The sequence below is a fragment of the Streptomyces tatrensis genome (assembly GCF_049310065.1).
Classification (GTDB): Bacteria; Actinomycetota; Actinomycetes; order Streptomycetales; family Streptomycetaceae; genus Streptomyces.
This window is the reverse complement of the sequence record NZ_JBMDLB010000011.1, coordinates 5,798,862-5,811,011: the sequence shown is the minus strand read 5'-3', so window position 1 is coordinate 5,811,011 and position 12,150 is coordinate 5,798,862. Positions and strand designations below refer to the sequence as shown.

The following is a 12,150-nucleotide window of genomic DNA, read 5'->3' as shown; positions in this document are numbered from 1 at the left end:
CGGAGGGGACGTCAGTTCGGGTCACGCGCTATGTGTACCCGCTTCACTCCGCCACGTCGATGGTGCACCGGTTTGATTCCACCCCTGCGGCGGTGACGACCTGGATCTCGATCCGCCCCGGTTCCACTTCCGCCGGGACGGGCACCGTCAGCACGGCGTCGGACGGGTTGGTGAAGCCGCCCGCCACCGGGACCAGGGGTACGTGCACATGGACCGCACCCACCCGGACCACCAGCCGGGCCAGCATCTCCGGCGTCTGCGCCCCCGGCGGGACGAAGCCCACGCCGCGGATCTCGATGTCGTCCCCGGGGCGGATCGCCGCGTCCAGATCCCCGGGCTCGCGTCTGCGCACCACCGACAGGACCAGCGGGCGGCTGCCCTCCGCGTACTTCGCCGCCAGGTAGACCGCCGCCGACAGCGCCACCAGCAGCGCCAGCGCCCACGGCAGGGCCGGCAGCCGGTCCGGGAACCGGGCCAGCGAGACCCCCGCGAAGGCCAGCACCACCGTGGAGACCAGGACGTACTGGGCGTCCGGGAAGGAGCCCCGGCCCGCGTCGTCCGTCAGCAGGTCCGCCCCGGTGGGGCGGTCCGCCGGCAGCTTCTGCAGCCGCTGCCCCATGATCCGTACGGAGACCACCCGGCGCACCAGCACCGCGACCCCCGAGGTCAGCCCGAGCACCGCCAGCAGCGGCAGCGCCCGGTCGAGCGCGAGTCCCGCGTACAGGGCCTGGCGCTCGGGTCCCGGCGAGGAGGCCGCGAGCCGCAGCGCGGGCAGCAGCGTCGCGAAGGCGGTGAGCACCAGCCAGGCGCTCGGCACCGTCTTCGAGGTGGACAGCCGGTTGTCCTCGCCGACCAGCGGGGCCAGCAGACCGCCCCGGAGCGTCTGCGCGCGGGCCGCCACCGTCAGCAGGGCGGCCAGGACGAGCGCGGCCAGCAGCCCGGCGGTGCGCGTCGTGGACCAGCCGGTGCCGAGCGCGGTGCCGACCTGGACCAGGAGCAGCACCCCCGCGGCGATCCACACGGCGAGGACGGCCCGCCGGGAGAACAGGTAGAGCCAGGAGCTGCCCGCCTCCCGGCCCCGGTCGGCGACCGTCCGGGCCGACAGGGTCAGCTCGTCGGAGACCCACTGCCGGGAGGCTCCCAGCGAGTGGGCCACGGCGGCCGGCACCCCCTGCCCGGAGGCGAACTCGTCGCGCTTCTCCAGGAACGCTGCGACCGCGCGGCGGTGCCCCTCTCGTGTGCAGTCCTCGCAGGCACAGGCCGCGGTATGGGTGCTTCTGGACATCTCTTGGACAGCCACGAACGTGCCGCCTCTCTGAACTACGGTGCAGTGCCAGCGAATTGTGCACCACTGCGGCAGTGTTCCGGATTGCGCACGATGTCAGAGCAGGTGATTAACCGTTCATGATGTTGACGCACCCGCGTCCGCGGCCTCCAGCAGGGGCTGACAGTTCACCCACGCCGCCAGATCGGACCCGAACCGCTCCCGGGTCGCGAGGGCGCTGTGGTGGCTGATGAGCACCGCTTTCCCGGCCGCCCGCGCGATCAGCTGCACCTGCGCGGCCCGTTCCGCCGCGATGAACCACCAGGCGGCCGCCTCCACCGAGTCGCCGACCGTCAGCAGCCCGAGGTTCCGCAGGACCAGCGCCTTGTAGGGGCCGAGCGCGCCCGCGATCCGCCCGGCGTCCCCCTCTCCCGCGGCCCCGCCGCCCAAGAACTCGTCGAGCAGCGCGTGGTCCTCGTAGAAGGCGCAGGCCTCCTGGGTGACGGGGGCGAGCAGTTCGCCGAGCGCGGCGAGCGCCCTGCCGTACGGGGCCTGCGTGCGGACGACGGCCACCACGGCGGGCCGGGCCCGGTGGACGGCCGCGTGCACGGCGAAGGCCAACTGGTTGACCCTGCGCTCCCCCTGACGGACCCGCCCCTCCCCGTCGACCAGCAGCAGGTCCTCGGGGCCGATCCCGCCGAAGGCCCGGCCGAAGGGGTTCACCCAGTAGCAGTCCTCGAACTCCGGGTCCCGGGCGCTGACATGCCCGCCCACCCCGTCCTCGTACCCGAGCCGCCCCAGCAGCCGCAGCACCCCGGCGAGCCGCTCCTTGCGGTGCGCGCGCTCCTCCCCGGCGGTGGCGAAGACCGGCGGCATCTCGAAGCCCAGCCGCTCGACGGGCACGGGTGCGGGTGCGGGTGCGGATACGCTGGCCGGCTGCTCGGACATGGCTCCTCCTCCAAGGTCGCGCGCAAGGTACCGGCGGGCGGGCCAAGAGGCCATACACGCGACAAGGCCGCCGCTCCCCGGCAGGGAGCGGCGGCCTTGTCACCTACGTGCGGGCGGGTGGGACTACTCCCACTCGATGGTGCCCGGCGGCTTGCTCGTGCAGTCCAGGACCACGCGGTTGACGTCCGGCACCTCGTTGGTGATGCGGGTGGAGATCCGCGCGAGCACCTCGTACGGCATGCGCGTCCAGTCCGCGGTCATCGCGTCCTCGGAGGAGACGGGGCGCAGCACGATCGGGTGGCCGTACGTACGGCCGTCACCCTGGACGCCGACGCTGCGGACATCGGCCAGCAGGACGACCGGGCACTGCCAGATCTCGCGGTCCAGGCCGGCCGCCGTGAGCTCGTGGCGGGCGATGGCGTCGGCCTCGCGGAGCAGGTCCAGGCGCTCCTTGGTGACCTCGCCGACGATGCGGATGCCGAGGCCGGGGCCGGGGAACGGCTGGCGCTGGACGATCTCGGCGGGCAGGCCGAGCTCCTGGCCGACCATCCGGACCTCGTCCTTGAACAGCTGGCGCAGCGGCTCGACGAGCTCGAACTCGATGTCGTCGGGGAGCCCGCCCACGTTGTGGTGGGACTTGATGTTGGCGGTGCCGGTGCCGCCGCCGGACTCGACGACGTCCGGGTACAGGGTGCCCTGGACCAGGAAGGCGACCGCCGGGCCGTCCTCCTGGAGGATCTCCAGCTGGGCCGCCTCGAAGACGCGGATGAACTCGCGTCCGATGATCTTGCGCTTGGTCTCCGGGTCGGAGACCCCGGCCAGCGCGTTCAGGAAGCGCTCCTGCGCGTCGACGACCTTCAGCTGCACGCCGGTGGCGGCGACGAAGTCCTTCTCGACCTGCTCGGTCTCGCCCTTGCGCATCAGACCGTGGTCCACGTACACGCAGGTGAGCTGCGAGCCGATGGCCTTCTGCACGAGGGCCGCGGCGACCGCGGAGTCCACGCCGCCGGACAGGCCGCAGATGGCGCGCTTGTCGCCGACCTGCTCGCGGATGAGGGCGACCTGCTCCTCGACGATGTTGCCGGGGGTCCAGGTGGGCTGCAGGCCCGCGCCGCGGTAGAGGAAGTGCTCCAGGATCTGCTGGCCGTGCGTGGAGTGCATCACCTCGGGGTGGTACTGCACGCCGTAGAGCTTCTTCTCGTCGTTCTCGAAGGCCGCGACCGGGACGACGTCGGTGGACGCGGTGACGGTGAAGCCCTCGGGAGCCGCCGAGCAGGCGTCGCCGTGGGACATCCACACCGACTGGTTCTCGGGGGTGCCCTCGAAGAGGGTGGATCCGGCCTTGGAGACGGCCAGCGGAGTACGGCCGTACTCGCGCGAGCCGGTGTTGTCGACGGTGCCGCCGAGGGTGACCGCCATGAGCTGGAAGCCGTAGCACATGCCGAAGACGGGGACGCCGGCCTCGAAGATCGCGCCGTCGAGCTGGGGGGCGCCCTCCTCGTACACGGAGGACGGGCCGCCGGAGAGGATGATCGCCTTCGGGTTCTTGGCGAGCATCTCGGCCACGGGCATCGTGCTGGGCACGACCTCGGAGTAGACCCGTGCCTCGCGGACGCGGCGGGCGATCAGCTGCGCGTACTGGGCGCCGAAGTCGACGACGAGAACCGTGTCCGGGGCGCTGTCGTGGGTGGCGAAGGTGGCTTCTGGCACGGGGCAGGCCTTCCGGCGGAAAGAGGGGGTTGTTTTGTCGATTCTAACGGGGGACGGATACCCCTCTTCGTCTCACCGTCCGAACCGGCTTGGCACGGAGCGGGACAGAGGGTAATAATCCCTCCATGCGCAAGCAGCTGAGCTTCCTCTTTACCTATGGCACCGGCCGGTCCGGTCGCCATGGGTCATCGTGATGCTCGCTTGAGCCACTGACTTCCCAGAGCGCCCCGGTCCGACAGGACCGGGGCGCTCTGCGTTTCCCGCTCCGGTCGGACCCTCCCTCCCCACCCACACCACAGGAGACCGACCATGAGCACGATCACCGCCACCGCCCCCACCGCCGTCACCCCCGCCGCCACCGCCCCCGAGGAGCTGATCGCCGGTTCCCGCGAGCGGATCGACGCCATCGACGACCGGATCATCGGCCTGATCCAGGAACGGATGGCCGTCTCGACCGTCATCCAGGAGGCGCGGATCGGCTCGGGCGGGCGCCGGGTGCACCTGTCGCGGGAGATGGAGGTCCTGAACCACTGGAGCGACGCCCTCGGCAAGCCCGGCACCTCGCTCGCGATGACCTTGCTGGAGCTGTGCCGCGGCCGGGTCTGAGCTCGCCGCGGTTGCCCGTGACGCCTGTTCGTCACCCGTCCGGACCGTGACCGCCCCCACGGCCCTTCGTTGATGCGGATGACCGTGCCAGCCAGGTGCGGGACCGCAGCACCACGCGTGGCTCGCTGGAGCGATGAGACGCACCCCCCTGCGGGTGTGCGTCGTGGGACCTCGCTCCTTCATGTGACCGGACGGCAGGGGACAGCAGCCCGGTCACCACACAAGGACGGCCGGCCCGGGGGACGCCCCGGACCGGCCGTTCTTCTGTTTCCCCCGTTGGGATCCCCCGTCATTCCCCCCGTTGGATCCCCCCGCCTACGCCGTTACGCGCGGCCGGTGGCCCTCCGGCGGAACACCAGGAACACCGCGCCACCGGCGGCCACGAGCGCCGCACCGGCGATCAGGACCGGCCCGGCGGTGGAGCCGGTGTCGGCGAGGCCGCCGTTCGGGGTCTTGCCGTTGCCGGAGCTGGCGCCCGGGCTCGGAGTGGTGCTCGCACCCGGCGTGGGCGACGGGCTCGTGGAGGCCGTCGGCTTCGGGCCGGGGGTGGTCGGCGACGTGGTCGGCGTGGGGACGATGCCCTTGCCGTTGATCACGAAGGCGGCCTTGTTGTTGGCGTGCTTCGGGTCCCAGCTCGCCGGCACGGTGCCCTCCGGGGACCAGCCGCCGACCGAGACGGAGCCGGTGGCGTCCGCGATCACCTTCTCGATCTTCAGCTCGAACGGGTAGGAGAACTTCTGCTTCTCCCCGATGACGTGCGAGGTCTCGCACCTGTAGCGCGGGGCGCCCAGCTGCTGCTCGCGGTGGCCGCCCGAGGCCGTGGCGGCCGTGCAGGACTTCGGCACCTTGGTGACCTTCGCGCCGGCCGGGATCACGATGTCCGTCAGGGCCACGCCCTCACCGGAGCGGAGGTAGGCGACCCATGCCGGACCCTCGTTGTGGAAGCCGAGCTCGGCCTTGACGGTCTCGCCCGCCTTGCCCTTGAGGAAGGTGGAGTCGGCCACCAGGTCGGCGGTGTTCTTCACCTGGAAGCCGAACTCCTGCTGGTTGTTCCACGGGTCCAGGTCGACCGCCCGCGGAGCGGCCTTGGCAGAACGCACCTTGAGGCCCAGCTTCTTGCCCGTGCGGGGCGTGCTGAACTTCTGCGTGGACTTCGGCTGGGAGCCGGCCTCGTGCACCCCGTAGATCAGCTCGTCGATGAAGGCGTGCGGGGCGGCCTCGAGGGTGAGCGCGCCGGCGATCTCCCAGACCTCGCCCGGCTTGATCTCGTTGTCGAAGGTGCAGACCGTCGTGCCCCAGCCCACGTTCCAGGGCTGGCCCTCGGTGTCGTCCTCGCTGTAGGCGCAGTTGTCGTACTCCTCGACCAGGCCCATGCCGTGCGTGGTCTGCAGCTCCAGCGCCACGCCGTCGACGGACTCGGTGCCCGCGTTGCCGAAGACGATCGGGAGCGGCTGGGTCTCGCCGGGAACGATCTTCGACTTCAGCTTGGCCTCTTCCAGCACCAGGTCCGGGCCGCCGACCTTGACCTTGGTGGTGGTGGGCTTGAAGGTGGCTCCCTGCGCCGCGCCGGTCATCGTCAGGTCGACGACCGTGCCGATCTTGCTGCCCTTGGCGGCGGCGAGGTCGAGGGCCACGACCTCGCTTCCGTGCGGCCAGACCACCCAGTCCGTGCAGGTGACCTTCGCCGCCGTGAGGGTGCAGCCGTTGGACCGCTCCGGGGTGAGCTTCACGTCGGCGACGCCCTTGAGGGGGCTCAGGTCGATCGTGTAGGTGCTCTGCTCGCCGAAGCCCTTGCCGGTCTCGTTCTCGACGACGAAGCCGACCGTGGTCGTCTGCGGCTTCCCGGCGTCCCCGGGGTGCGGGTGCAGGCCGGTCTCCGCCGGGCTGACGAGCGTGAACACCGGATCTGCGGCGTACGCGGGAGTGGCGGCCAGACCGACGGCCACCAGGCCGGCTGCCGCCAGCAGGGAGATGTTCTTTCTCATGCCGGTCCTGACACGCGAAGCCCCTCCTCGGTTGCCCCCTTGACCATGTGACGCACACCACACCGCCGTCGCCGGTTTCCGCTACAACCATCCGGGCCGGGCGGATGTCTTCCATGTAGTTCGGCGGGTACCGCGCTCGGAGGGGGAGTGCGGTGCCCGCCGAAGTCATTCGGCGTGGCGTGCGGCGCCGGCGGCTATTCGGCGGGGGACGCCGTGCGCGGCGGGACCTCCGGTACGGCCAGGAAGGGCAGGCGGAGCGCCCCGAAGGCCTCCTTCGGCACCGCCGGGCGGACCGGTTCCACGGCCGTCAGGCGGGTGTAGGCCGCCCCCTGCTCCGGGCGCGGATCGTGCTCGCCGTTGTTCGGCCAGTAGGACATCGCCCGTTCCGCCTGCGCGGTGATCGTCAGCGACGGGTTGACCCCGAGGTTCGCGGAGACCGCCGAGCCGTCCACCACCGAGATGCCCGGGTGCCCGTAGAGCCGGTGGTACGGGTCGACCACGCCCTCCTCGGGCGAGGCGCCGATCGGGCAGCCGCCGAGGAAGTGGGCCGTCAGCGGGGTGCCCATCAGCTCGCCGATGTTGCTGCCGGGGAACCCGTTGATCTCCTCGGCCAGCAGGGTCGCCGCCCGCGTGGCCTCGGCGATCTGTACGGGGTTGGGCGCTCCGTGGCCCTGCCGGGCGGTGAGCAGTCCCTTCCCTATGCCGCCTGGCTTGCGGTAGGTGGTCAGGGAGTTGTCGAGGGACTGCATGACCAGGCCGATGATGGTCCGCTCCGACCAGCGCCGGTTGGACAGCGAGCGCAGCAGCTGCACGGGGTGCCGGGCGGTGCGCCCGAACCAGGCGCGGACCCGGTGGGTGGAGTACGGCACCTGGAGGATGGTCATGAACCCCATCGCGTTGGAGCCCTTGCCGTAGCGCACCGGCTCGATGTGCGTGTCGGCGTTGGGGTGCACCGAGGAGGTGATGGCCACGCCCCGCGTGAAGTCCGCCCGCTCCCCCTTGCCGTGCCGCTTGCGGTAGCGGCGGTCGTCCGTCTGCGCCCCTACGAGGCCTTCGGAGTTGGTCCGGGTCAGATCGCCGAGCCGGTCCGAGAGGCGGGGCAGCTCGCCGAGGTCCTTCATCGTGTGCAGGAGGGTCTGGGTTCCGTACGTGCCCGCGGCGACGACCACGTAGCGTGCGCGCAGCACCTTGGCCTCGGCGCGGCGGCGGCCCTCGGTGGGGACGGTGCGGACGCGGTAGCCGCCGTCGGGGTGGTCGGAGAGCGCGGTGACCGTGGTCATGGGGTGGATGACGGCGCCGGCCCGCTCCGCGAGGTGCAGGTAGTTCTCGTTCAGGGTGTTCTTCGCGCCGTGCCGGCAGCCGGTCATGCACTCGCCGCACTCGGTGCAGGCCTTGCGGGCGGGGCCGGCGCCGCCGAAGTAGGGGTCGGCGACCTCGTCACCGGGGCGGACCTTGCCCTGGCCCTCGGCATCGTCGCCGTCTCCGAAGAAGACTCCGACCGGGGCCATGTGGAAGGAGTCGGCGACGCCCATCTTGGCGGCGGCCGCCTTGAGGTGGACGTCGGAGGGGGTCGTCGTCGGGTTGAGCCGGACCCCCAGCATCCGCTTGGCCTGGTCGTAGTAGGGGGCGAGCTCGTCCTGCCAGTCCGTGATGGACGCCCACTGCCGGTCCTCGAAGAAGGCGGTGGGGGGCACGTAGAGGGTGTTGGCGTAGTTGAGGGAGCCGCCGCCGACCCCTGCGCCCGCGAGGACCATCACGTTGCCGAGGAGGTGGATGCGCTGGATCCCGTACAGGCCGAGGGCCGGGGCCCACAGGTAGTTGCGCAGGTCCCAGCTGTTCTTCGGCAGGGTCGCGCGGGTGAACCGGCGTCCCGCCTCCAGGACGCCGACCCGGTACCCCTTCTCGGTGAGCCGCAGCGCCGAGACCGACCCTCCGAAGCCCGATCCGATGACGATGACGTCGTAGTCGAAGTCGTTGTCGTACGACACTGCGGTGCCTCCTGAACGGAACGGACGGACGGGCGGACGGGCGGACGGGCGGACGGCCTAGCGGAGCCGGAAGGCCTTCATGACCTTGAGGCTGCGGGTCATGAACGCCGCGTACTTCTCGTCGTCCATCCCGAACGAGGGCGCCATCGGCAGCAGCCGCTGGTGGGCGACGGTCTGGGCCTCGGTGTACTTGAGGATGCCCTCGGAGCCGTGGCGGCGGCCGAGGCCGGATTGCTTCATGCCGCCCATGGGCGCCTGGGCGCTGCCGTAGGCCGGGGCGTACCCCTCGTTGATGTTGACGGTGCCGGTGCGCAGGCGGGCCGAGACGGCGTGGCCGCGGCGGGCGTCCTTCGTCCACACGCTGGAGTTGAGGCCGTAGGGGGTGCCGTTGGCCTCCTCGATGACCTCGTCCTCGTCGGTGAAGCGGTAGATGGAGACGACCGGGCCGAAGGTCTCCTCCCCGCACACCGCCATCGCGGTCTCGACGCCGTCGAGGATGGTCGGCTCGTAGAAGAGCGGGCCGATGTCGGGGCGGGCGACGCCGCCGGTGACGAGGGTGGCGCCCTTGGCCACGGCGTCGTCCACGTGGCGCTGTACGGCCGCCAGCTGGCGTTCGCCGGCGAGGGAGCCCATGTCCGCGCCGTAGGCGAGGGAGGAGCCGAGGCGCATGGCCTTCGTCCGGGCGGCGAACCGGGCGACGAACTCGTCGGCGATCGAGGCGTGGACGTACATCCGCTCGATGGAGATGCACAGCTGGCCCGCGGAGGAGAAGCAGGCGCGGACGGCGCCGGCGGCGGCCTTCTCCACGTCGGCGTCGCGCAGGACGAGCATGGCGTTCTTGCCGCCGAGTTCGAGGGAGACGCCGACCAGGCGGGCGGCCGCGCCCTGGGCCACCTCGCGGCCGGTACGCGTGGAGCCGGTGAACGAAACGTAGTCGGCGTGCCGGACCAGCTCGGGGCCGACGACCGGGCCCTCGCCGAGGACGATCTGGAACACCTCGGCCGGCAGGCCCGCCTCGATCATCAGGTCGCGGGCCCACAGGGCGGTGAGCGCGGTCTCGGTGTCGGGCTTCATCACGACGGCGTTGCCCGCGACGAAGGCGGGCAGGGCGTCGCCGATGGACAGTTCGAGGGGGTAGTTCCAGGGGGCGATCTGGCCGATGACCCCGCGCGGCTGGCGCAGCTCGGTGACCTTGGTGAGGGTGGGCATGGCGCCCGTGTGGCCCTTGGGGCGCAGGTACGAGGGCGCCTTGCGGCCGTAGTGCCGGGCGGCGACCGCGACGGCCTGCAGCTCCTCGTGGGCGTGCAGGCGCGCCTTGCCGGTCTCCAGCTGGATCAGGTCGAGCACCTCGGCCTGCCGGGCCAGGACCAGGTCGTGGAAGCGCAGCAGTACGGCGGCCCGCGCGCGGACCGGCACGGCGGCCCAGGCGGGCTGCGCGGCGCGGGCGGCGGCGAAGGCGTTCGCCACGTCCTCGGGGGTGGCCTCGGGGAGCTCCGCGAGCCGGTCCCCGGTGAAGGGGCTGTGGTTGGCGGTGCGGCCGGACCCGGCCACTCCGCGGGTCAGCCGGGCGACCAGTTCGGGGGTCACCACGTCGGCGGCGCTCCGGGCGCCGGCCGGGGCGGGGGCGACCGGGTTGGTGGGCTGCGGGGCGCTGCGGAGGGGGGCCGGGGCCTGGGTGTCCGTCATGGCCGTGAGCGTATTGCGCCCGAGGGTGCTTTGGGTACCCGCCGGTAACCGGATTTTGCCATTTCTGCCAGTGATCGCTGGCAGGATGGCGGAATCCGGACACGGGGGCACGCCGGGGGCCGGTCCCAACGGGCCGGGAGACGGGGCTCACAGGGCCCCGGGGGGCGGCCTCAGCCGGCCGGGGCCGGCTGCCAGCCGCTGAGCACGATGCCGAACTGTGACCGGGTGGCGTCCCAGTCCGCGACCGGACCCGACATGTACACCGCGTACTCGGTGCCGTCCGGCGCGTAGTACATCTGCTCGATGGCCTTCCGGGGCCCGGTGAACGCCCCGGTCCTCTCCGTCCACGCGAACTCCCACAGGGCGGCCTTGGCCTGCCCGCGGAAGGTGTTCGGGTGCAGGGTCTGGCGGACGTAGTCGGAGCGCTTCTGGACCTGCTTCTCCAGGTCCAGCAGGTGCGCGTACGGGTCCTTGAACACCGGCTTGCGGTCCATCGCGATCCGGATGAAGTGCTTGCCGCCGTCCCCGGTGTAGTCGATCTGCGTCCCGTCCTCCCGGCGCTTCCAGCCGTCCGGGACGAAGAGGGAGAAGCCCTGCTTGTCGACCGTCTTCTTCCAGCCCGCCGGCGGCGCCTCGTCCGCCTGCACCTTGGCATCCCCGCCGCCGGAGTCACCGGGCGAGGCGCCGGGCGGCTGGGGCGCGCCGGCGTTCCGGCCCGGAATCCCACCGTCCGTTTCCGAGTCGCTGGTGTACTTCAGGATCCCGAACACCCCGCCGCCGCCGAGCAGCGCCGCCACCACGGCGATGACCGCCGCGCGCCCGATCCAGCCGGGGGCCCCGGCGCCCGGGCGACCCTGACCGCCCGGCCCGGCCTGCGCGCCCGGTCCGGCCCCGGACCCGGCGGCGAACGCCGGCTCCGGGTCCGCGGCGCGGGCCTGGTCCGGCCCCGGCCCCGCCCCCTGCTCCCCGTCCCCGGGCAGCGCGGCCGTGTCCGCCGGCTCGTTCCGGGCGGCGCCCAGCTCCTCGGAGCCCATCGCGCGCGTGGGTACGTACGCCTGCGCCGACTTCGGCTCCCGGCCCTCCATCGCCTGCAGCAGCATCTGCTCGGCCTCGTCGGCCGACGGCCGCTGCGCCGGGTCCTTGCGCAGCAGCGCCGTGATGACCGGGGCCAGCGCGCCCGCGTGGGTCGGGGCGGGCGGCTCCTCGTTCACCACGGCCTGGAGGCTGGAGATGGGCGAGGTGCGGCGGAACGGCGAGCGCGCCTCGACGGCCGTGTACAGCGTCGCGCCGAGCGACCACAGGTCGGAGGCCGGATCGGGGGACCCGCCGGTGACCCGCTCGGGGGCCAGGTAGTCGATGGAGCCGATGAGTTCGCCGGTGCGCGTGATGGAGGAGTCGCCCTCGATCGCGGCGATGCCGAAGTCGGCGAGCATCACCCGGCCGTCCTTGGCGAGCATCACGTTGCCCGGCTTCACGTCGCGGTGCAGTACGCCGACCGCGTGCGCGGCGCGCAGCGCGCCGAGCACGTGCAGCCCGATCCGGGCCGCCTCGCGGGGTTCGATCCGGCCGGCCGTCTTCGCCGCGTCGGCGAGGGAGGGGCCGTCGATGTACTCCATGACGATCCAGGGCCGGTCGTCGTGTTCCAGTACGTCGTGCACGGTGACGACCGCCGGATGCTGGATCCGGGCCGCGGCCCGGGCCTCCTTCTGCGTCCGGGCGTGCAGGACGTCCCGGTCCGCCTGGGCGACGTACAGGCCGGCCGTCAGTTCCTTGACGGCGACCGTCCTGTGCAGCAGCTCGTCGTGGGCGCGCCACACCTTGCCCATGCCGCCCCTGCCGATGGGCTCGACGAGCCGGTACCGGCCCGCGAGCACCGCACCCGCACCTGTCTGCTGTTCCACGAATCCCCGCCGCCGCTCTGTGCACTTCCGGTCAGACTACGGAGATCGCGGGCGGCGGCGGA

General features: G+C 72.3%; 8 protein-coding genes. 1 reads left to right on the top strand and 7 read right to left on the bottom strand.

The features are described 5' to 3' along the window. Positions 1-43: 43 nt before the first annotated feature. The 3 genes from ACODT5_RS42555 to guaA all read right to left on the bottom strand — a co-directional run bounded on the left by ACODT5_RS42555 (position 44) and on the right by guaA (position 3,922). Positions 44-1,300, bottom strand: a complete 1,257-nt coding sequence (locus tag ACODT5_RS42555; protein ID WP_422524278.1) for a hypothetical protein — start codon at positions 1,298-1,300, stop codon at positions 44-46. 102 nt (positions 1,301-1,402) lie between these two features. Continuing rightward, positions 1,403-2,212 carry a class II aldolase/adducin family protein gene (locus ACODT5_RS42550; protein ID WP_422524277.1) on the bottom strand — a complete coding sequence of 270 codons (810 nt, stop codon included), beginning with the start codon at positions 2,210-2,212 and terminating at the stop codon, positions 1,403-1,405. A gap of 123 nt (positions 2,213-2,335) precedes the next feature. Beyond that, on the bottom strand, positions 2,336-3,922 hold the full coding sequence (gene guaA, locus ACODT5_RS42545) for a glutamine-hydrolyzing GMP synthase (protein WP_266905358.1): 1,587 nt from the start codon (positions 3,920-3,922) through the stop codon (positions 2,336-2,338). Positions 3,923-4,231: 309 nt separating this feature from the next. Between guaA and ACODT5_RS42540 the strand changes: the two genes are divergently transcribed. Further along, positions 4,232-4,528 (top strand): chorismate mutase, encoded by a 297-nt coding sequence (locus ACODT5_RS42540; RefSeq protein ID WP_422524276.1) that lies wholly within the window; start codon positions 4,232-4,234, stop codon positions 4,526-4,528. A 323-nt stretch (positions 4,529-4,851) separates the two neighbouring features. Here the strand turns inward: ACODT5_RS42540 and ACODT5_RS42535 are convergent, their stop codons facing one another. From ACODT5_RS42535 to ACODT5_RS42520, 4 genes are all read right to left on the bottom strand, one after another. After that, the gene (locus ACODT5_RS42535; RefSeq protein ID WP_422524275.1) at positions 4,852-6,513 is read right to left on the bottom strand and encodes an LPXTG cell wall anchor domain-containing protein; all 1,662 of its coding nucleotides are present in this window, start codon (positions 6,511-6,513) and stop codon (positions 4,852-4,854) included. A gap of 194 nt (positions 6,514-6,707) precedes the next feature. Continuing rightward, positions 6,708-8,501: a GMC oxidoreductase gene (locus ACODT5_RS42530; protein WP_422524274.1), complete on the bottom strand. Its 1,794-nt coding sequence runs from the start codon at positions 8,499-8,501 to the stop codon at positions 6,708-6,710. Between the two features lie 57 nt (positions 8,502-8,558). Next, positions 8,559-10,187, bottom strand: coding sequence for a succinic semialdehyde dehydrogenase (locus ACODT5_RS42525; RefSeq protein WP_422524273.1), 1,629 nt, complete (start codon positions 10,185-10,187; stop codon positions 8,559-8,561). Between the two features lie 170 nt (positions 10,188-10,357). Continuing rightward, complete coding sequence (locus ACODT5_RS42520; RefSeq protein ID WP_422524272.1) at positions 10,358-12,088, bottom strand: serine/threonine-protein kinase; 1,731 nt, start codon at positions 12,086-12,088, stop codon at positions 10,358-10,360. Positions 12,089-12,150: the final 62 nt, after the last annotated feature.